At 67.1% G+C, this 19,902-nt stretch carries 18 protein-coding genes; 14 read left to right on the top strand and 4 right to left on the bottom strand.

Features of this window, described 5'->3' with window-relative positions; all coding sequences use genetic code 11:
* Nucleotides 1-48: 48 nt before the first annotated feature.
* From ACNQS7_RS29050 to ACNQS7_RS29030, 5 genes are read left to right on the top strand one after another with little or no spacing between them, the layout of a single operon-like run.
* Nucleotides 49-1,110 carry an acyl-CoA dehydrogenase family protein gene (locus ACNQS7_RS29050; RefSeq protein ID WP_418015258.1) on the top strand — a complete coding sequence of 354 codons (1,062 nt, stop codon included), beginning with the start codon at nt 49-51 and terminating at the stop codon, nt 1,108-1,110.
* Nucleotides 1,107-2,201 (top strand): acyl-CoA dehydrogenase family protein, encoded by a 1,095-nt coding sequence (locus ACNQS7_RS29045; RefSeq protein ID WP_418015257.1) that lies wholly within the window; start codon nt 1,107-1,109, stop codon nt 2,199-2,201. The genes ACNQS7_RS29050 and ACNQS7_RS29045 overlap by 4 nt, the downstream gene beginning before the upstream one ends.
* Nucleotides 2,202-2,210: 9 nt before the next feature.
* Nucleotides 2,211-3,368 (top strand): acyl-CoA dehydrogenase family protein, encoded by a 1,158-nt coding sequence (locus ACNQS7_RS29040; RefSeq protein ID WP_418015256.1) that lies wholly within the window; start codon nt 2,211-2,213, stop codon nt 3,366-3,368.
* The gene (locus ACNQS7_RS29035) at nt 3,365-4,300 is read left to right on the top strand and encodes an acyl-CoA dehydrogenase family protein (RefSeq protein ID WP_418015255.1); all 936 of its coding nucleotides are present in this window, start codon (nt 3,365-3,367) and stop codon (nt 4,298-4,300) included. The genes ACNQS7_RS29040 and ACNQS7_RS29035 overlap by 4 nt, the downstream gene beginning before the upstream one ends.
* The gene (locus ACNQS7_RS29030) at nt 4,297-5,787 is read left to right on the top strand and encodes a class I adenylate-forming enzyme family protein (protein ID WP_418015254.1); all 1,491 of its coding nucleotides are present in this window, start codon (nt 4,297-4,299) and stop codon (nt 5,785-5,787) included. The genes ACNQS7_RS29035 and ACNQS7_RS29030 overlap by 4 nt, the downstream gene beginning before the upstream one ends.
* A gap of 72 nt (nt 5,788-5,859) precedes the next feature.
* Here the strand turns inward: ACNQS7_RS29030 and ACNQS7_RS29025 are convergent, their stop codons facing one another.
* Nucleotides 5,860-7,308, bottom strand: coding sequence for an AAA family ATPase (locus ACNQS7_RS29025; RefSeq protein WP_418016195.1), 1,449 nt, complete (start codon nt 7,306-7,308; stop codon nt 5,860-5,862).
* 173 nt (nt 7,309-7,481) lie between these two features.
* Entirely contained in the window at nt 7,482-9,317 is a 1,836-nt protein-coding gene (eccA, locus tag ACNQS7_RS29020; RefSeq protein WP_418015253.1) for a type VII secretion AAA-ATPase EccA, read from the bottom strand.
* A gap of 193 nt (nt 9,318-9,510) precedes the next feature.
* On the opposite strand from eccA, the gene ACNQS7_RS29015 reads away from it, so the two are divergent.
* The 9 genes from ACNQS7_RS29015 (at nt 9,511) to ACNQS7_RS28975 (ending at nt 14,953) form a co-directional block, all read left to right on the top strand.
* Entirely contained in the window at nt 9,511-9,858 is a 348-nt protein-coding gene (locus ACNQS7_RS29015) for a hypothetical protein (RefSeq protein ID WP_418015252.1), read from the top strand.
* Entirely contained in the window at nt 9,855-10,205 is a 351-nt protein-coding gene (locus ACNQS7_RS29010) for a YbaB/EbfC family nucleoid-associated protein (protein WP_055577779.1), read from the top strand. The genes ACNQS7_RS29015 and ACNQS7_RS29010 overlap by 4 nt, the downstream gene beginning before the upstream one ends.
* A 183-nt stretch (nt 10,206-10,388) precedes the next feature.
* Nucleotides 10,389-10,676 carry a hypothetical protein gene (locus ACNQS7_RS29005; RefSeq protein WP_055577778.1) on the top strand — a complete coding sequence of 96 codons (288 nt, stop codon included), beginning with the start codon at nt 10,389-10,391 and terminating at the stop codon, nt 10,674-10,676.
* Between the two features lie 10 nt (nt 10,677-10,686).
* Nucleotides 10,687-12,051, top strand: coding sequence for a hypothetical protein (locus ACNQS7_RS29000; protein ID WP_418015251.1), 1,365 nt, complete (start codon nt 10,687-10,689; stop codon nt 12,049-12,051).
* A 10-nt stretch (nt 12,052-12,061) separates the two neighbouring features.
* On the top strand, nt 12,062-12,352 hold the full coding sequence (locus ACNQS7_RS28995) for a PE family protein (protein ID WP_418015250.1): 291 nt from the start codon (nt 12,062-12,064) through the stop codon (nt 12,350-12,352).
* 58 nt (nt 12,353-12,410) lie between these two features.
* On the top strand, nt 12,411-13,481 hold the full coding sequence (locus ACNQS7_RS28990) for a PPE domain-containing protein (protein WP_418015249.1): 1,071 nt from the start codon (nt 12,411-12,413) through the stop codon (nt 13,479-13,481).
* Nucleotides 13,478-14,296 (top strand): ESX secretion-associated protein EspG, encoded by an 819-nt coding sequence (locus tag ACNQS7_RS28985; RefSeq protein WP_418015248.1) that lies wholly within the window; start codon nt 13,478-13,480, stop codon nt 14,294-14,296. Before ACNQS7_RS28990 ends, ACNQS7_RS28985 begins: the two co-directional genes overlap by 4 nt.
* A 67-nt stretch (nt 14,297-14,363) precedes the next feature.
* Nucleotides 14,364-14,639, top strand: a complete 276-nt coding sequence (locus ACNQS7_RS28980; protein ID WP_418015247.1) for a hypothetical protein — start codon at nt 14,364-14,366, stop codon at nt 14,637-14,639.
* A gap of 17 nt (nt 14,640-14,656) precedes the next feature.
* Nucleotides 14,657-14,953, top strand: coding sequence for a hypothetical protein (locus ACNQS7_RS28975; protein ID WP_418015246.1), 297 nt, complete (start codon nt 14,657-14,659; stop codon nt 14,951-14,953).
* Between the two features lie 101 nt (nt 14,954-15,054).
* Here ACNQS7_RS28975 and ACNQS7_RS28970 read toward each other — a convergent pair whose 3' ends face one another.
* Nucleotides 15,055-16,623 (bottom strand): PQQ-binding-like beta-propeller repeat protein, encoded by a 1,569-nt coding sequence (locus tag ACNQS7_RS28970; protein ID WP_418015245.1) that lies wholly within the window; start codon nt 16,621-16,623, stop codon nt 15,055-15,057.
* 123 nt (nt 16,624-16,746) lie between these two features.
* The gene (locus ACNQS7_RS28965; protein WP_418015244.1) at nt 16,747-19,722 is read right to left on the bottom strand and encodes an AAA family ATPase; all 2,976 of its coding nucleotides are present in this window, start codon (nt 19,720-19,722) and stop codon (nt 16,747-16,749) included.
* Nucleotides 19,723-19,902 lie beyond the last annotated feature (180 nt).

Raw genomic sequence — 19,902 nt, 5'->3', positions numbered from 1 at the left:
ATTGCGTGCCGCTCGCTAGTTTACTATTTTTATTATGTTAGGGGTCTTATGGATGTTGGTCTGACTGCGGAGCAGCTGGCGCTGCGTGACACCGTGCGCGGCATCCTGCGCGCCGAGTGTCCACCCGATGCCGCCCGTCAGGCCTGTGCGGACCCGGACCGGTGGAGCGGTCTGTGGAAGACGTTCGTCGACCTGGGCTGGACCGAGTTGGCCGACTACGACGGAGGCGAGTTCGGACCGGTCGAGTTGACGGTGGTGCTGGAAGAATGCGGCGCCGCCCTAGCCCCGGTTCCGTTGCTCAGCAGCGTGGGCCTGGCCGCCGGAGTGCTGCGCGCGGCCGGCCCGGAGGCCGATGAGCTGCTCGCCGAGATCACCGCGGGAGCCGTCGCGACCCTGGCGGTGCACTCCCCCGGCGCCCGGCTGCCGGGTACGGCTACAACGCTGCGCGACGGCCGGTTGCGCGGGCGGGCGGTCGTCGTCCCCCACGCGGCCCGCGCGGAGCTGATCGTCACCCTGGCCGACGCCGGCGAGCGCGGCTCGGTGGCCGCGGTCGTACGTGCCGGCGACGGCGTCACCGTGGTGGCCGCCGAATCGACCGACCCCGCCCAGCCCATCGCCGAGGTCGAGATCGACACCGTCCCCCTGGCCGTGGCGCCGGTGGAATCCGTCGCATCCGCGCTCTCGGCACCGCTGGTGGCGATCGCCGCGGACCTTCTCGGAGCGGCGAGCGCAGCCCTGCAGCGTTCCGTCGAGCACGCCAAGACTCGTCGTCAGTTCGGCAGCCCCATCGGCGCCTTCCAGGGCGTCAAACACGCGCTGGCGGACAACTACGTCAGCGTTGAACGCGCCCGCAGTCTCACCTACGCTGCCGCGGGCCGACTCGAGCAACCCGGCTCATGGACCGCGGCCGCCTTGGCCAAAGCCGCCGCCGCCGATGCCGCAAGCGCCTGCGCGCGCACGATGGTCCAGGTGCACGGCGCGTTGGGACAGACCTGGGAGCACGACGCGCACCTCTATGTCCGGCACGCCTGGCAGGGGGCAACCCTGCTGGGCGACAGCCGCGCGCTGTACCACGAAGTGGGCCGCCGGTACGCGGAAGGTGCTAAATGACTTCCATCACAGCGGAATTCGGAGCCTGGCTGAGCGACTTCCTGCCGGGCGACTACTACGACCGCTATCGCGAGTACCGCTGGGACATCCCGTTGCGCCGCGACTACCAGCGGGCCGCCTTCGAAGCCGGTTGGCTGCAACCTACCTGGCCCCGTGAACACGGCGGCCGGTCTCTGGGCCTGCGGGACGCGATGGAGATCCGCATCGAAGCCGCGCTGCGGTCGGCACCCAAGCTGCCCAACGTCGCGGGACCGGGTGTCGCTGCGCCAGGGATCCGGCAATTCGGCACCCCCGACCAGGTCGACCGCCTGCTGGTGCCGTTGCTGCGCGGCGACGAGTGGTGGGCGCTGGGCATGTCCGAACCCGAAGCCGGGTCCGATTTCGCCGGGTTGCGCACCCGCGCCGAGCGCGACGACGATGTGTTCCGCGTCAACGGCCACAAGATCTGGACCACTCAGGCTCACGAGTCGCGCTGGTGCACCCTCTATGCCCGCACGGACCCGGAGGCACCCAAACACCGCGGCATCTCCTGCCTCATTCTCGATCTGCAGTCGCCCGGCGTGCGGATCGAGCCGATCCGAATGGCCTCGATCTCCGATGAGACGTTCTGTGAGGTCTTCCTCGACGACGTCGAGGTGCCGGTAGACAACCTGCTGGGTCCCCTGAACGGCGGCTGGACCGTCGCGATGTCGTCGCTTCACCATGAACGCCAGATGATCTGGATCATGAACTGGGTTGAGATCCAGCGCGGACTGGACTCGATCCGGGGTGCGGCAACCGAGGACATCTACTCCGAACTCGGCGCGCTGGTCGCTGACGCCGAAGCTCTGCGGGCCACCGGATACCGTGCCCTGGCGAACGAGCTCGCCAGCCGTCCCAGCCCGGAAGCCGACACCATGAAGTTGCTCGGATCGATTACCTTGCAACGGGTTTGGGAACTGTCCGCGGCCGCGGCAGGACCGGCCTCGGCGGCGGACCCCGATCTGCTGTTCGAGCGGCAGGACGCGCTGGCCGCAACCATCTACGGCGGGACCTCCGAGGTTCAGCGCAACATCATCGCCGAGCGACTGCTCGGGCTGCCGAAGGGATGACGAGGATGGATGACCAGGATGGACTATGACCTCGGAGACGACGCGGGTGAACTGCGAACCCGGTTGCGGCAGTTGATCGCCGAACACATCCCCGCTGACTTCCTGGGCGCGTGCACCGATGATCCCGACGACCTGGCCACCACCGAATCCTTTTGCAAGCTGCTGGCCTCCGAGGGGTTGCTGGCGCTGGCATGGCCGAAAGAACATGGCGGCGGCGGTGGTTCGATCTGGCAGCAGACCGTGCTGCGCGAGGAGATGTGGGCCAATTACGAGCCCCGGGGACCGCAGTACATGGGCATCAACTGGGTCGGCCCTGCGATCATGCGCTACGGAACCGACGAGCAGAAGGCCAAACACCTCGCCGGCATCGCATCCGGAGAAGTGATCTGGTGCCAGGGCTTCTCCGAGCCGGAGGCCGGGACCGACCTCGCATCGCTGCGCACCCGCGCCGTCCCGGACGGTGACGGCTGGCGGATCACCGGCCAGAAGGTGTGGACGTCGTACGCCCGGATGGCGTCCTGGTGCGTGCTGGCCGCCTGCACCCACCCGGACGCGCCAAAGTCGAAGCGTCTGAGCCTGTTTCTGATTCCGATGGACCGGCCCGGCTTCACGGTCCGCGGCATCCCGTCCATGCTCGGACCGCATCACCTCAACGAGGTGTTTCTCGACGACCTGCCGGCGTATTCCGGTGACGTGCTCGGTGAGCCGGGCGACGGCTGGCGGGTGATGCGGGAGGCGTTGGCCTTCGAGCGCGTCGGCATCGCCCGCTACGCGCGCTGCGAATCGCTGCTGCACCGGATGCAGGACGAACTCGGCCCGGACTGGGACCGGTTGCCCGAATCGATTCGGGTGCGATGGGTCCGGGCGCTGGTCGATCTGCGCGTGGCCCGGTTGATGGCCTACCGCGCCGTGTCACTGCAGGACGACCCGGCCGCAGGGGCGGCCGCCAGCGCCGCGCGCATCGCCACCACCACCTGCGATCAGTTGGTCGCCGAGCTGCTCTTCGACGTGCTGGGCCCCACCGCGCTGGACAGCGGCAGCTCGGCCGCACTGTACGGCGCGGTCGACGACCATTGGCGCTATGCGCAGGCCGCCACCGTCGCCTCGGGCACCATCGAAGTGCAGCGGATGATGGTGGCGCGTGACGTGTTGGGAGAGCACCGGTGAATACCGAACTGCCACAGGACATCACCGACTTCGCCGTCATTGCCGTCAAGCGGCTGGGCCGGCTGGGCGGTCCGCCGGCGGCGCTGAGCGCCGAGACCGACGACGGCATCCGGCTCGCGGCACGCGACGCGCTGACCGAGGTCGGTGCATTCGATCTTGACGTCCGGTCGGGATCCGAAGACCTGCTGGCCGCCGCGGTACTGTGCCAGGCCGCCGGATGGACGGCCCTGCCCTATCCGGTCGTTGAGGAACTGCTGACGGTCGACGGTGCCAGGCTGAGCCTGGTGAACCCGCAGGCGCCGCGCGTCGATCATGGCGACCTGCCCGGCCCCTGGCTCGGCGCCGATCTCGAGGGCAATCGTTACCAGCTCCGGCCCGCGTCGCGGACAGCAGCCAAGCTGGGACCGTTTCTGGCGCCGGCCACACTGTCGGCACCGGACGGCACGGTACCGGCCGCCGACGTTAACCTTCATCTCGTGCTGGGATCATGGCGGATTCTGGGTGCGGTGCAGCAGGCGCTGGACATCGCGACGCAGCACGTGCAGGCGCGGGTGCAGTTCGGCAAGCCGCTCGCCGATTTTCAGGCCGTCCGGTTCACCGTCGCTGACGCCGCGGTCGCGGTGCGCGGGTTGCACGAGCTGGCCAAGTACACCCTGTGCCGGCCGGAATCGATTCCGGCGCGGACTCTTTCGGCAGACGCGCTGGTGCTGCGACTGAAGGCGGCCGAGACGGCACGACAGGTGTTGCGGACCGCGCATCAACTGCTCGGCGCGCTGGGCTTCTGCGACGAATCCGACATCAGCGTGCTCGACCGGCACACCCAGCCGCTGATCCGATTGCCGTTGAGTCCCGAGGCGCTGGCATTGCGGCTGATTCCAAACGTGGCCGACGGTTCCTTCGAGACTCTGTTCAGCGGGCGCATCCCGGCATGAATCAGCCAGTCACCGAAGAGGTTCCCCCCAATCCGTTCGAGGACGGCGTCCCCTTCGCGACCAAGCTGACCGAACTCGCCGAACGACAACGTGACGACACCGCGGTCACGGTCGTTTCGCTGGACGGCAGTGTGCATGCACTGACCTTCGGAGAACTCGACGCCCGGGCCAATCAGTGGGGCCGGGCACTGGCGGCCCGCGGTGCGGAGACGGGTTCGCTGGTCGCCATCGCCATCCCGAACTCGATGCACCTGGTGCTGGCCACACTCGGCTGCTGGAAGGTTGGCGCCGTTCCGATTCCGATGCACTGGGACCTGCCCGAGTGGGAACGCGAGCGGGTGCGGGCGGTGATCAACCCGACCGTGGTGGTCGACGAGATTACCCGCTGGGAGTTGGACGCATTCGCGGCCGCCGCACCCGCAAGCCCGCTGCCGACCGCGGTCTCCCCGACCGCCAACGGCATCTGTTCGAGCGGGTCTACCGGCGTGCCGAAGGTCATTCTCAACCTGGCGCCGTCGCTGTGGATCCCACAGCAGGGTGAGCCGTTCATGGAGAACTGGGCACCGGTGCCCAAGCCACAGCGGATCATGGTGCCGGCGCCGATGTATCACACCAACGGCTTCGCCCCACTGCTGATGCTGCTGGGCGGCGATCACCTGGTGATCCTCGAAAAGTTCCACGCACCAACGTTTGTCGACACCATCGAGCGCTTCCGAATCACCAACTTCACGGCGACGCCGACGATGCTGTCCCGTGTCGCCGCGCTGCCGGACATCGGGCGGCGCGATCTGTCCAGCATCGTGTTCATCCTGCAGGGCGCGGCAGTGATGCCACCGTCGTTGCTGCACACCTGGTTCGAGTTGCTCAGCCCGGAACAGATCGTGATGGCCTACGGCATGACCGAGAACCTCGGGCTCACCGCACTGCGCGGCGACGAGTGGCTGAGCCATCCGGGCAGCGTGGGTCGTGGCTTCCGGGACACCGAGATCCGGATTCTGGACGCCGACAAGCGGCCCCTCGGGCCTGGCGAACACGGGGACATTTATCTGCGGGCTCCGATGAGCGCCGGCTACCGCTACCTGGGCGGGGCGCCGCCGCTGCCGTCCACCGAGGACGGGTTCCGCTCGGCCGGCGACATCGGCCACCTGGACGAGGACGGTTACCTGCACATCACCGACCGGCGCGCCGATATGATCATCAGCGGCGGCGCGAATGTCTTTCCGGCAGAGGTGGAGTCGGCCCTGTCGGGGCACCCGGGCGTCGCCGATGTCGTGGTCATCGGCCTGGCCGACGCGCGATGGGGACGACGGGTGCACGCCGTCATACATGCCGCGGGTCCCCTGACCGAGCAACAGGTGATCGAGTACGCCAAGAGCCGGCTCGCGCCCTATAAGGTCCCCAAGACGGTGGAATTCGTCGACAGCATTCCGCGCACCGCGGCCACCAAGGTAAACCGGTCCGCAATGGTCGCGGCACGGGGCGGGTAGACAAGCCGAGCGTGAAATCGCCTACGCCCCAACGGCGCGTCGCGTCGCACACTTCACAGTCGCGCCGACGGTCTAGCCCCAGGACGTCCGATCGGTGCGTTTGGTGCGGGCGAAGCCGTCCGCGATCGATGCGGCCAATTCCAGAAACGCCTGCCGGGTTCGGCCGCCCATCAGATCCAGGACGATCTCCGACCCCTGGGCCAGATGGTCGTCGAAGGGGATCACATGGACCGCGCGAATTCGGGTGAGGAATTGTGCGGCCAGCTTGTCCAGGTCCACCGACGACTTCCCGGGTCGTGCCGCGCTGATGACGACCGTCGCGTTGGGAACCAGATGTCCGCGGCCATGGTGTTCCAGCCAGTCCAGCGTGGCGAACGCGCTGCGCGCGGAGTCGATGGCCGGCGAGGCGACCAGCACGATCGCGTCGGCCTCGTCCAGCACGGCAGACATCGCCGAATGCACCAAACCGGTGCCGCAGTCGGTGAGGATCAGGTTGTAGAACCGCTGCAGCAGGCGGATCACCACCCGGTAGTCGGCCTCGGAAAACGCCTCGGATGTCGCCGGATCACGTTCGGAGGCAAGGATTTCCAGCCGACTGGTGCTCTGCGAGGTGTGCCGGCGGATGTCGGAGTAGCGAAAGATGTTGTCGTCCAGCAACAAATCCCGCACCGTGGAGCGGCTCTGATCGGGACCGCGCTGCGCCAGCGTTCCGAAGTCGGGGTTGGCGTCGACCGCGATAACCCGGTCACCCCGGATCGCGGCGAAGGTGGACCCCAGCCCGACCGTCGTCGTGGTCTTCCCGACGCCGCCCTTCATCGACAACACGGCGATGCTGTAGTCGCCGCGTACCGGCTGGCTCACCCTCGCCACCAGCTTCTGCCGAGTGTTCTCCTGTTCGGACTCTTTGGGATTGAGGCCGGTGACGCGGTGCACCACCTTGCGCCATCCGCTCTGCGGCAGCGGCCGGACGCGACGGACCAGCCCCAGGTCGGTGTGCGAGGGCATCCGCGGGTCCTGGTAGTGCTCCGGGGGAGCACTCGGCGCGGCCTGGGTGAAAGGCGTTGCCACCGGCGGCGGGGCGGGTGGGTTCAGCCTCGGATCGGGCGGCGGCTGCGAGACGGCGGCTGGCGGCGTGGGCGCTGGTGCAGGCGCCGGCGGCGGCGGCGGTTCGGGAACGCGCCGGCCCGGAATCGGCGCCGGGCGTACCGGCGGCTGCTCCGGGACCTCGATGACGGCCGTGGCTCCCGCCTTTGGCGGCTCTGGTGGCGGCGGCGGCTCGCTGAACACCGGTGGCCTGCTGAACACTGGAGCCGGACGGGGCGGCGGCGCTTCCTTTGGCGGCTCGGGCACCGGACGCCGCGGCAAGGGCGGTAAGTCCATCACCCGGGTGCCCTCGGTGGTGGGGGCCGCGTGCACGGGTCCCGGCTGAAGCACCGACTCGGGCTCGACCACCGGTTCAGGCTCGGGCTCGACCGACGGCTCAGGCTCAGGCTCGGGCTTGGGCGGCGGCGGCACGTCCATCACCTTGGTCCCCGCCGTCGACGGGCCGGTCGCGACCGGCACGTCCTCGACGACGGTGGGCGCCTCGGACTCCGCAGCCTCCTGGGCCAGCTTGGCCCGGATCTCGCGCACCGGAATAGGATTCGTGTCCGCGTCGCTGCTGCGCTTGAACTTCGGGGCGTCGGATTCGCTCACTATCGGGTTCTCGACATCAGCTGGCCGGTGGACATTCCGAGCACGTTCTCCAGCGCGGCGCGCATGTCGCCGAGCTCGATGCGCATCAGTTCGGTTTCGTCGAGATCCTCCACGTCGACGTCGGCGCGCTCGCTCAACCGATACTCCCGCTCCTCTTCGGCCGATTCGATGACGTTGCGGACAAAGCGCCCGTTGCCCATCAGGTCGATCTCGCGGCGCAGGGCTCCGGTGTCGTCCGCCGACTGGTTGCGGTAGAGCACCTCGCAGGCTGAGACGAGTTCGCCGTACGCCGCTTCGGTCAACTCGGAATCCCTGGTCTTGGCGATCAGGCGGCCGATGTCGCCGAGTTCGGTCGGGTTGTAGGAGGCGAACCGGATCCGTTTGGTGAATCGCGACGCCATGCCTTCGTTGGATGCCAGGAACCGGTCGATCTCCGCGTCGTATCCGGCGATGATCACCACCAGCCGGTCCCGGTCGTTCTCCATCCGGGCCAACAGAGTGTCGACGGCTTCCCGGCCGAAGGCGTCACCACCGGACAACCCGGTCTGGATCAGGCTGTACGCCTCATCGATGAACAGCACCCCATCCATCGCCGAGTCGATCAGGGCCGACGTCTTGATCGCCGTGCTACCAAGGTGTTCGCCGACGAAATCACTGCGCTTGGCCTCGATGACCGCGGGCGTCTTCAGCAGGCCCAGTCCGCAGTACACCTGTGCGACGACGCGCGCGATGGTGGTCTTGCCGGTGCCGGGCGGGCCGGTGAACGCCAGGTGCAGACTGCGCGCGGCCGCACTGAGTCCCTTGCCTTCCCGCACCTTGGCCAGCTTGGCGGCCGAGCGCAGCTTGGCCACCTGCAACTTGACGTCGGTCAGGCCGATCTGGCGGTCCAGCTCGATCTGGGCGGCACGCAGGTACTCGTTGCCGCGTTCGGTCAGGCTCTCGGCGCTGACGTCCCTGGCACTGCGCGCGGTCGAGGGATCCCACTTGTCGGTGCGGGAGTCGATGTCGTCTCTGGTGCTGACGATGAGGCGGTACTTCGGGTCATGCAGCGCGGCCGCATTGGCCTCGAAGCCGGGCTCCTCGCTGTAGATGCGCTCGAAGATGGTCCGCGCTTCGGATTCCTTGCCCATCTCGCGCAAGGTCAGCCCTTTGCAGAATTCTGCCGCCCGGCTCGCCGCCGGAATCGGTCCCTCGACGGCCTGGTCGAGCCGGCGAATGGCCTCGCCGAACAAGCCCATCTGAGCACACGCCGAACCCACCATCAGATGCGCCCCGGCGGCAATGTACTCGTCGCTGAATGAGGACGAATTAGCCAGTGCGGTAAGAACATCCGGCCAGCGCTGAGTTGTGAAGTGCAGGACCGCCCGGATGTAGGCGCAGATCTCGTTGTTGCCCGCGTCGCCGTCAGGCATCGAGCGCCGCAAGGTTTCGAGTTCGTCGAGCACGCGCTCGGCCTCGTCGTAGTCCTTGCCCGCGATCATGCTGGCCGCGTACGCGAGCCACACCTCGGTGAACGTGCTCAGCGTGTAATCCAGATAGAGGCCGGTTTGAAACCGGCCGCTGAGCGCGTGCCGGGGCAGTCCGAGCCGTCGCTGCTCGCGGTTGAGGTTGTCCTTGCTGGTGCGCCACAGGTGGTAGAGCACCTCACTGCTGACGTCGCCGGCGGCGGCACGCCCCAACCAGGCGTCGCTCATCTCCGGGTCGTGTTCGGTGGCGCGCTTGAAAGCCAGTGCCGCATAGGCGACGTCGCGGTCGGTTTCCAAGCCGTCGATGGGGATTCCCAGTGACAGCACGCCGGCGTCGAAGACCCGCTGCGCGTCCCTGGTGCCAGGCATCTACTCGGTGTCCTTACTTCTAGCGGCTGCCGCGCGGTGGTCTTGCCGCACCTGCAAATCCGCTGCCCCTCGAGGTGTCCCGCGTAATCATGCACGTAAACGTCCGGCGCCACGACATAGCGGTAGAAAGTTATTGTACCGATTTGACGACTTTCAATTCGTCGACAAATCATGCCAGCCAAAACGAGGCCACATGCCACAACAGCAACAGCCGCAACAGCGGCCGCCGGTGCGGTCCCGCACCGGGACCATCGCAGTCGTCACGACGGAGCGCGGACTGCCTACCGCACTCAAGCTCGACCGCTCCGAACTCGCCCGGCCCCCTCAGGAACTCGCCAATGAAATCCTCGCGCTCTGCAAGCTGTCGGCCCTGCGCGCCCAGGTCGCCTTCCGCCGGGAATTGTCGGGCAACGGTTACACCGCCTCGACGCTCCGCGAAATCGGCCTGCCCACCGAGGAAGACCTCGCCCGAGCCGAAGCAGACCTGTTCGGCGATGACGACGATGGCGAGCTCCCCGCCACCTGGATGAGGTCGGTATGACCAGCCTGGCGCAGTCCGTGATCGCGCGGGCCATCAAACAACGCGACCTGATGCAGGCGATGACCGAGCAATCCAAGACCATCACAGCGCGGGTGACCAGCCGCGACCGGGCGGTGAGCGCCGAAGTGGACGGGCTCGGCAGTCTCACCGGACTGTGGCTGGGCCCCCCGGCGAGCCGCCTGGACCCCGACGCGTTGGCCGCCCTGATCGTGGAGACCGCTCAGGCCGCGGCCAAGGTGGCCGCCGAGCGGTACAACTTCCTGCTCAAGGAGTTCATGACCCGCATGGACGAGCTACAAAAGGCCCCGCTGACCCGCTCGGATGGCACCGTTATCGAACCGAGATAGCCGACTTCCTACATCTTATTGAACATATGTCGAGCACTGCTCCCGCGTTATTGCACACACGTGAACTGCGGTCATTCCGAAAGTCTGCTTAAATTTCGTGCAATTTATTGGTGGTGACGGCGCTTAAGGTTGAGAGACCAGCGCAGCGGCAGCTCAACGGGAATCTGGGGGACGAAGCCGACTATGACATTTGAATTGCAGCCCGAGTTCATGGAGGCGCTCACCGACGCGCAGGAAGCCGCGGGCACCGCCATCACCACCGCCTTCAGCGCGGTCACACCGGCACAACTGAGCTCGTTTTCGATGGCGCTCGGCCCGATCGCCGCGGCGAACATGATCCCGGCGATGTTCGAATCCACGGCGAACAATGTCGCCAGCGGGATGATGACCGCCGCCAAGCACGGGGCGCTGGGCGCGGCAACCCACATCGTCGGCGCGACCCACGCCGCGATCGACGCCACCGACGTCTAGGTCGCCGGTCGTGGCCACCACCGACCCGGCGCCGCAACCCGGGCCGATTCCCGATTTCGATCACGCCCCGGTCGTCAACCAGATGGAGAACGACCTGCAGGCGTGGCTGAACCGGCCCGTTCAGGACATCCTGAACCAGTTCAACCTGGGGCAGCTGCCCGCCGGCGGCCCGGGCATACCCGGCGAAGACATCCCGGCCGAACTCGCCGGTGCCGCCGGTCCCGGTGGGATGGGCAGCAACTTCACCAGTGGGCTGCTCAAGCCGGTCACCGACATGCTGGGCACCCTGGGACCGGGCTTGTTCCAGGGCCTCAATCCGACGCAGATGTTCGGCGGGATCACGCAGGCCTTTCAGCAAGCTGCGGGCGGTGTGCAGCAGGCCATGAGCCAGATGATGGGCGGCATGGGCGGTCAGGGCTGGTCCGGCGCCGGGGCCGGTGCCGCCGCCGCCAAGACCGGCGAGACCCTGGCGAATGGCGCCGCCGTGGCCGCCCAGGGCACCGCACTTGGCGGCGAGTACAGCGCCGCGGCCGCCAATGTCGCCCAGGGCCAGGCGCGCTTGCTGGAGATCCTGCAGCAGTGCCAGCACGAACTTGAAGGTCTGGCCGCGGGGCTGCCGTGGACCGCGGCGAACATGGTCGAGTCAGCATCCCGGGCCAGCGCGCTGGCCACCGAGTGCATCACCGAGCTGGAGAGCACGTTGACCAGCCAGGCCGCCACCACCACCGCCACGGGTGCTCCGGTGGCCATCGCGCAGGGGCCCCAGATGGCCATGGGAATGCTCGGCCCGATGATGTCGGTGGGCATGAGCATGATCGGCCCGGCGATGCAGATGGGCATGATGCCACTGACGATGGGCGTCCAGGCCGGCACCCAGGCCCTGCAGGCGGGCATGCAGGCCGGCACCGGGTTGATATCGAGTTTGGGGCAGGCCGGGCAGGGAGCCGCGTCGCCTGCCTCCGCTCTGGGCCACACCGGCCGGATGGTCAGCGCGACCCACCCCAGCGGCGGCGGGCACGGTGGCGGCGGCGGTGGGGTTGGTGCGACCACACCGGCCCGCAGCCCCGCCTCCTCGCCGCTGGTGCAGAACGAGAACAGCGGTGCCGCCGCGGCACGATCCATCGGCGCCGCGCGAGCCTCGGTCGGCGGCGGTGCCGCCGGAATGGGCATGGGCGGCGCGGGAATGATGGGCGGCGCGGCCGGCGCTCATGGCGGCAAGGCCGGTGCGGGCGGCAACCACACCGCCGCGTCCTTCCTGCACACGACGGATCAGGGCGGCGAGATCGTGGGCGACCTCGGCCACGCCAGTCCGGCCGTAATCGGTGACACCACAATCGATCCCGACGACAGCCCCGACATCAAACTTCGAATCTAGGAGCATTGACATGACCGATTACAACCGCCTCTCGATCCGGCCCGACGAGGTCACCGAGGTGACCCGGCAACTCGACGAACTCGCCAACCGGATGCAGCACGTGCTGGACACCGAGCGGCCCAACCTGACCACCATCGCCTCCGGTCAGGACGAGGTGTCCCAGCGCGTCGCCCACACCCTCAACGAGGTGCACGGGTCGTTCACCAAGGCATCCGACCAGGGCGCCACCGAGATTCGCGAGGTCTCGGCGACCATGCGCACCCACGCGGGACGCATCTCCGAGACCGACCTCGCGGACTGAATCTGACTGACCAACCGCACCGGCACATCTGCAAGACACCGAAAGGGGGGTAACGGCAATGGGATTCACGAATGTGGTCTGGGAATCGCGCAGCACCGAGCAGCTGGCGCGCGACCTGACCGAGGGTCCGGGACCCTCCTCGGTCGGTGAGGCCGGCGCCGCGTGGATCCGGGTGGCCAACGAGTTCGCCAAGATCTCAGCAGATTACGACCGGCTGGTCGAAAGCGTCCGGGGGTCGTGGGAGAGCAACGCCTCCGAAGCTGCCGTCCGCAAATTGGAGGCGTTCGGCAAGTGGCTCCAGGCGGCCAGCCTGAGCGCCGCCGCCAACGGCCGCCGGGCCGAGGAGGCCGCCGTCGCGAACACCGTGGCCATCCTGTCGATGCCCAGCGTGTCCGAGGCCATCGAAGCCAAAGCGGCCCAGGACATGATGGCGTCGTTGTCGGCCTACAACGGCGCCATCGTGCAGGGCAGCTTCGCCGAGTTCGAGGAGGCCGCCTCCGCCCAGCAGGCCGACGCCGCCGCGGTGATGCACCGTTACGAGGACGCCGTCTCCGAACTCGCCGAACCCTGGGAACAGCCGGTTCCGCCGCAGGTCACCAATTCCGCTGCGCTCAAGGGCGAGAAGGACGGCAAGTCCGGCGGCGGATCGCGCGGTGGCGGTGGCGGTGGCGCGGCGCGCCAGCTGTCACCCATGCTGGCTACCCCGGTCGCGGCCAGCGCCGAGGCCAAGGAACTGAAGAAGACCAGCTTCAAATCTGACGGTTCCAGTGGCTCCGGGATGGGCCGCGGCGGAGGTTATGCGCCGATGGCTGGGAACCGGCGCGACGGCAGCGGCCAGTCCTACGAGTCGTTCCGCGAGGCGGGCACGCTGGAAGGGGCGGGCGAAGCCGGAGCCGGCCTGTCCGACGGCGGCCAGTCCTGGTTGCCGGCCGCGCAGCAGAGTGACGCACCCTTCGAGGTTTCGCACGTCAGTTGGGGTCCCAACACCGCGATCTTCGACGACCTCGCCGCGCCCGATCCGCAGCAGCCGGAAGGCTTTGCCGACGAACCCGAGCGGACTCTGCAGCAGGTGTCCGATCGGTGGGTCTCCCCGCCGGTGATCGGCGCTGAGCAGGAGGTGGCCCTGTGACCGCCGCCGTGACGTCCGGGTTCACGCTGACCGACGACGAACTGCAGGTCGTTGGTGAGCGGGCCGGTGTTCAGGGGTTTCCCACCGTGCTGGACGTGCGGCCGCGGTATGAACGCGTGGACACCCTTGAGGCGGCTTTCGACGCGGCCAACCGCAGCCTCATCGCACGCGGACTGATCGCCGACGGTGCGATCGATCCCGATCTGGCGCCGCTGTTGCGGGCGCTGCGCCGGCCGGAGCGCGAGCTCGCGATGCGGCTGGTCACCCCGGACGGCATCGCCCGGGTGTGTGTAATTCGTTGCGGCGCTTCGGGTGTGGTTGCGCGACGGGTGGGCAACAACATCAGCCTGCAGGCCGCAGACGACGCCGCGAGTCTCTCCTGGGCCACGCACGCGCTGATCGGTGCGCTGCCGCGGGCGGAAGCCGCTCAGATAACACCGGTCGGAGCACCGACGGAAATCGTCACCTGCAACCTCACCGGCACTCACGACGCACGGGCGCTGGCCGACCGGGTGCGCGCGCTGGGCGCCGAGCCCCGCGCGGCAATGGTTCTGGGAGCGGCACTTTCGTCACGGATGGCGTTCGCCGAGATCGTGTACTTCGCACTGTGCCCCGAACAGGACCGGTTCACCCGTCGTCCCGCGGCGGTGGGGGTGTTCTACACCCGGAAGGGCCGCATCGTGGCCGCACCGAGCGCCTCACCGAGCGGCCAACTATGGACCACGTTGAAGCCGGGTTCCGATCACGCGATCGGCCAGGCGATCCGCCAGCTTGTCGAGATATCGACGGACCAATGGGAGGCGTCATTGGTGTAGCACGGTATTCCGACGAGACCAGACCAATCGTGTCCGTTGACGAGGGCACACGATAAAAGGAGAAATCATGGCAGTTCCGGGACAATTTGAAGTCACCGAAGACGCACCACCACAAGTCAAGTCGATCCACGAGCACCTCGTCGAGACCGACCGACTGCTGCGCAAGATGGAAGATGAAGTCAATCTCATGGTCGGCCCGAACTGGGCCGGCAACCAGGCCCAACAGTTTCATGGCCGCATGACCGAGCACCTCGAGCACCTGACTCAGATTCAGATGCGCACGAAAAACCTCGCGGAAAGCTCGATGCAGTACATCCAGGCCCACCAGAACCTCGACGGCTAGGAATTCAGGAGAAAATCATGACGCACAGCATCAAGTACAACTTCGCCGCGAACTATGAATCGCTGGACCTGATCGGCAGCATCACCTCCGACGCCGAGCAGATGCGCAGCGAAGTCGACCAACTGTTCAACGCGCTCACCTCGGGTGCCTACACCGGCCACGCGCCCGAACAGATCCACGCCCTGCGCACCCAGTTCTCCAACGAGATGGACGAGATCATCAACGATCTGCACACCACTCGGGCGCGTGCCGTCGACCAGAACCAGCAGGTTCAGGACCTCGACAACAGCCAGGCCGCCAACATCAGCTGCTGATCGTTCCGGCGATCTGACCGTGGCCCGGGCTCACTGGATTCGGTGAGTCCGGGCTTGTCGGTTCTGTGCGTGCGGGAACCCGACGGCGACTTGCGCCGAAGTTAGATGGCCTCTGGCACCAGACCGATGAGATCATTCTCGCCGCACTCGGCGACGACAGCGCCGGCCACGACCTGCAGACTTCGAATGGTCGCCTGAAGCGGACAAATCTTTTCGATCGTTACAGATTCGATAGTCAGCGAATCCGGGTCAATGACCAGCACCGGCTGTAATTCGTATGGAACGGAGAGAACCAGCCGGTGGTTGAGCCATGCCGTCGGCAACTGAGACAGCCGTCTCGAATGCTCAACGACGTGCACCGGCACGGTTGTGGATTTTTCTTTGTAGTAGTCGCGCAGCGTCCAACCGTCCCGGCCGTCGTACAAGAGGAGACGGCCACCTGCGGGTTTGGACATGGCGTAGACACCGGGGATTTGATCGATAATTCGCCCATTCGGATCGATGACGAAAATTGTGTCGGCGGCATTCGGCCCTTGAGCTCGGCCCGCGTAGTTCCATGCCACGTAGACGTCAACGCCCGCTGCGAAGTCGTCGAACTTCTGCGCAGGAATGTTGACGGTGTTTCCGTTGTGTGCGTCGATAACCGCGGGAGTCCCGTCGCAGAAGAAGACCAGCTGCCCGGGAGTTGCCCCGGCACCGGTCGGGTCGCTACACGAAGAAGCCTTGCGCCATCGGACTTCGCCGTTTGCAGGTTCCAGGGAGTAGACCAGCGTGCGGTTATCGGGGGCAGGCTTGTTGTCATTGACGGTCATGCCTAGGGCATCGACTGATGCGCTCGACGCAATCATGCGACCGCCGTACTGACGACGCCATACCACCGCACCGGAACTGCCGTCGAGCGCGACAACCGCGCCGTCGAAGAACAACGCCACAATCCCGGTGGCGTCGTGGAGATCACGCCGGACTACTTCCACGGCCGAAAGTCGGTATTCACCGAAATCCTTTGCGCGCCAGCGCAGGGCCCCGGTCGGGCCGTCGTACGCAGTGACCTCGTCACCCGCGCGGACGATGAAGCCGTTACCCGCGGCAAGAACTTTGGGTGGCGGATGCTCGCCCAGAGGCGGAAGCCGATATCGCGCCGTGCCTATACGATCGGGCAACGAGGCGACCGGAGCGGCGGCCGCCGTGAGTCCGGGCTGCCAGAGGCGCGCACGATAATCCTGCACCACATGATGGATCAACGCCGAAACAGCGATGAGCACGACCACGAACGTACACAACGCTGTTCGCGCCTCGGCATGCCGTCGGAACGCTGAAAGAATCAGGCTTAAAACCGCGGCTGTTGCGGCCGCTATCATCGTAGCCGCCGCCATAACGCAGGCTCCTGTTGAGACAGGCACCAACGGCAGAACTGCACGGGATGCAAAACATGTCCTGATACCCCAGAGACCCCACGCGGCCGCACCCAAGGCGGCCAATCCAAGAAACTTGGCCAGTGCGGACCTGCCCGAGCGACGCGTCGCAGCAGAGAGCAAAAGCAGTACGAATACCCATATCGCGACGAATCCGGCAACACCGGCCAGGTCAGCCGGCCGCGACGGGCTCTCGCTCGACACGCCGAACACCGGGGCCACGACCGCGACGGTGACCGCCGCCCATACGGCGCCCACGCCAAAGCTTGTCAGCAACCTGCGTAGGCGCCAGGACCGCTTCGCTCGGGTAGTTTCTTCCGCAGACGTCACCATGAACCGACACGCCCTACCTGGGGCGTGCGGGGAAGCACCGATCCCGCCTCAAGGCTGCTCCCGGGGCGCCCGCAACCGCCCGAAGTTTTCCGCCACCGAGCCTGCCAATTCGAGATAGGCCTGCCTCGTCGCAGGGTTCAACCGACCGAAATCGACGTCGGCACCTTCTGCGAGGTGTGGGTCGAAGGGAATGAGATGAATAGAGCGGCAACGGGATTGGAAATGTTCGTAGACCTTGTCCAGTTTGAGCGCCGCCGAGCCCGGACGCGAGGCACTCAGCACGACATGGGCTTCCCGAACCAGACCCGAGTGCCCGTGTTGCATCAGCCAATCCAAGGTGGCCGAGGCGCTGCGCGCCGCGTCGATAGCCGGTGAACTGACCAGGACGATGGTGTGGGCCAGGTCTAACACGGCCGACATCGCCGAATGCATGATGCCAGTGCCGCAGTCGGTCAGGATGATGTTGTAGTAGTGCCGCAAGATATCGACCGTGCGCCGGTAGTCGTCCCCGCCGAAGACCTCGGAAACCGCTGGATCCTGTTCGCTTGCAAGCACTTCCAGCCGACTGGTCGCCATCAAGGTGTGATTGCGCACGTCGGCGTAGCGGTTGATATTCGGATCCGACAACAGGTCACGGACCGTTGATTTCGTCGACAGGTCACCGACCCGCTCCCCCAGCGTGCCACGATCGGGATTCGCGTCGACCGCGATCACCCGGTCGTGCCGCACCGTGGCCAGTGCTGAGCCCAATCCGAAAGTGGTGGTGGTCTTTCCAACGCCGCCCTTGATCGAGAGCACGGCGATGCGGAAGTCACCGACGATCGGCTGGCGGATCTCGGCGAGCAGATGATCCTGCTGACGTTCCTTCCGCGACGCTCCGGGATTGACATGGCCGCCCGTGGCTTTGTGCACCGCACGGCGCCAGCCCGATGGCGGCGCAAAGCGATCCGGGTGGGTGATCTCCGCCTCGTCGATCGATGGCGGCATCCGGAAGGGCTGGTAACCCGGCGGGCCTCCGACGGGTGGCTGGGGGCGGCCCGGCGGTGGTGTGGGATGCGGGGCGCCCGGCGGTGCCGGCTGCGCGGCCCGCGGCGGTGCTGTGGACGCCGCCGGCCTTGGTGAGGGCGGGACACGCCGGCCGGGCGGCGGACCCGGCCACCAAGGCGGCGGCGGGAACGGTCCAGGTGGTGGCGGTGGCGGCCAGGGCGGCCGGCCGCCCGCGCGGGGTCGTCTTCTGGTCTGAGCCGGCGGCGTGGACGGTTGCGGGCCGGGTATTAACGGCCCCTGTTGGGTTGGCGGCTCGGGCACCGGCGGCGGCTCGTGTTGCGCGACAGGAGCGTCCATCACCACCTCTTCGATCTCCGCCGCCATGGCGGAGCTCGGCGTCTGCCATGGCGGCTGTGCCGGCCGGCGGGGCCCTTTGGTTCGTTCCTCGGCAGCGGGCGCGGCTTGCTCGACGTCCTGCGTCGGCGGTTCAGCCTCGAGAGATTCGGTGGGAGCCTCGAAAGATTCTGTGGGCGCGACAGATTCGGCGGGCGCGACAGAATCGGCGGGCGCGACAGACTCGGTGGGGGCGGCCTCGAACCGGGCATCGTCGGGCTCCGGCTCAGCCGCAGGCTGCTGGACTTCACTCACCAGATCTGTCGGCAGCCATTGTGTCGGCACTGCCTCGTCGGCGTGCTCCTCACTTGCCAGCCGCTCGAATTCGTCCGTTGATTCAGCGGGCAATCGATGCGAAACTTCTGCGTCCCGTGCGTTGTCGGCGATGAGGTCAACCTCCGGTTCCTGCGGGGCGGCCGCGGCCTGCGCCCTCTTGGCGGCCATCTGCTCAAGCAAGGCCGCGGCTCTCAACTCGATGTCGTCGAGTTCACCGGATTCAAACTCCTGCGGCGACGTTTCCGTATCATCGCCGACGGTTTCGACAGGCTCGGGTTCCGGCAGCGGCGCTGGCTTCCACTGCGGTTCGGCAGCGACCGGCACTGGCTCAGGCTCCACCGGCGCGAACTCCGACTCCCCCGGCACAGGCTCCGGATCCGGCTCCACCTCGAAAATCCAATCCTGCTCCGTCGAAACCTCAACCACCGGATCGGGTTCCGGCAGCGCCTCAGCCAGCTCTGGCTCCCACTGCGCTTCCGCCTCAACCGACGCGGGCTCAGGCTCCACCGGCACAGGCTCCGCCACCGCCTCAGGAAGCTCCGGCTCCTCCCAACGCTGGGTGTCCGGCTCGGATTCCACCGAAAAATCCTCAGTTGCAACAGGTTCGAGCGGGTACTCGACATCTGAATAGGGCTCTGGCAACCCGCCGCTCACCTCAGGCTCGAGAGCCGAGTCCGCTGAAGCAAGTTCACTCGGTGTCTCGTTCACCGGCTCGGGGTCCAGCTCAGCCGAAATCTCCTCAGCCGCATCAAATTCGGATTCATGCGCCGACTCGGAAGGTGCGTCAGGCCTCACCAACGATTCGGCGAGCAACGAATCGTATTGCCATTCCAACCGCGTCAGCGCCTCGGACACCCACTCGACCGATTCCGGAGTTTTCTCGGGCTCCGGTGCGACCGGCTCGTCCGCAGGAGACGACGGCTCCGGATCCACGACAGGCGCGGCGTCGACGATGTCATCCGCCGGTCGGTCGGGTGGTGGCGGCTCAGGCTGCGCCCGAAGCTCAGCGACCGGCGGCTCAGGCTCAGGCTCAGGCGGAAGCTCAGCGACCAGCGGCGCCGGCTCGGGCTCCAGTTGCTGCAAGCGCCTGATGCGGTCGTACGGCACCGCTACCCGCCTGGGCCGGGACTCCGCCGTCTCGTCCGTCGCGGCCGCCTGGGTCTCGGTCTCGACGTCGGGCGTGTGTCGCGACACCGGGACGCGGTCCCGCTTGGGTGGCGACGGCACGTCCTCGGCGACAGTGCGCGACGGCCCGGTCTGCTCGGCTTTCTCGTCCGGTTTGGCCGGTCGGTCGCGACGTTCGTCGGCCTCGTCGTGCCGTTTCCCCCGGCCGATCTGGACACGGCGGCGCTTCTTCTCTCCGGGCAACCAGGGAGGGCGCGCCAATGACCCGCGGTCGTCGTCAGGCGTTTGATTCGACTTCTGCGTTTGCTTCGACTCGGGCGTTTGCTTCGACTCGGGCGTTTGCTTCGGCAATGTCGTCCCCCCTTTCCGCCACTAGCACGAGTTATTCGCCGTATTCAATTCTACGTAGCGCAAATCGCATAA

It is taken from the genome of Mycobacterium sp. 23, assembly GCF_048287075.1.
GTDB classification, from domain to species: Bacteria; Actinomycetota; Actinomycetes; order Mycobacteriales; family Mycobacteriaceae; genus Mycobacterium; species Mycobacterium gordonae_B.
The sequence above is the reverse complement of the archived record's forward strand: the minus strand, read 5'-3'. Positions and strand labels throughout refer to the sequence as shown.

What these genes read in the sequence shown, in the direction of transcription:
- ACNQS7_RS29050 (WP_418015258.1), top strand. Translation starts at nt 49, where the DNA reads ATGGATGTTGGTCTGACTGCGGAGCAGCTGGCGCTGCGTGACACCGTG.
- ACNQS7_RS29045 (WP_418015257.1), top strand. Translation starts at nt 1,107, where the DNA reads ATGACTTCCATCACAGCGGAATTCGGAGCCTGGCTGAGCGACTTCCTG.
- ACNQS7_RS28975 (WP_418015246.1), top strand. Translation starts at nt 14,657, where the DNA reads ATGACGCACAGCATCAAGTACAACTTCGCCGCGAACTATGAATCGCTG.
- ACNQS7_RS29015 (WP_418015252.1), top strand. Translation starts at nt 9,511, where the DNA reads ATGCCACAACAGCAACAGCCGCAACAGCGGCCGCCGGTGCGGTCCCGC.
- ACNQS7_RS28980 (WP_418015247.1), top strand. Translation starts at nt 14,364, where the DNA reads ATGGCAGTTCCGGGACAATTTGAAGTCACCGAAGACGCACCACCACAA.
- ACNQS7_RS29010 (WP_055577779.1), top strand. Translation starts at nt 9,855, where the DNA reads ATGACCAGCCTGGCGCAGTCCGTGATCGCGCGGGCCATCAAACAACGC.
- eccA (WP_418015253.1), bottom strand. Translation starts at nt 9,317, where the DNA reads ATGCCTGGCACCAGGGACGCGCAGCGGGTCTTCGACGCCGGCGTGCTG.
- ACNQS7_RS29025 (WP_418016195.1), bottom strand. Translation starts at nt 7,308, where the DNA reads ATGGACGTGCCGCCGCCGCCCAAGCCCGAGCCTGAGCCTGAGCCGTCG.
- ACNQS7_RS29005 (WP_055577778.1), top strand. Translation starts at nt 10,389, where the DNA reads ATGACATTTGAATTGCAGCCCGAGTTCATGGAGGCGCTCACCGACGCG.
- ACNQS7_RS28990 (WP_418015249.1), top strand. Translation starts at nt 12,411, where the DNA reads ATGGGATTCACGAATGTGGTCTGGGAATCGCGCAGCACCGAGCAGCTG.
- ACNQS7_RS29040 (WP_418015256.1), top strand. Translation starts at nt 2,211, where the DNA reads ATGACCAGGATGGACTATGACCTCGGAGACGACGCGGGTGAACTGCGA.
- ACNQS7_RS29030 (WP_418015254.1), top strand. Translation starts at nt 4,297, where the DNA reads ATGAATCAGCCAGTCACCGAAGAGGTTCCCCCCAATCCGTTCGAGGAC.
- ACNQS7_RS28995 (WP_418015250.1), top strand. Translation starts at nt 12,062, where the DNA reads ATGACCGATTACAACCGCCTCTCGATCCGGCCCGACGAGGTCACCGAG.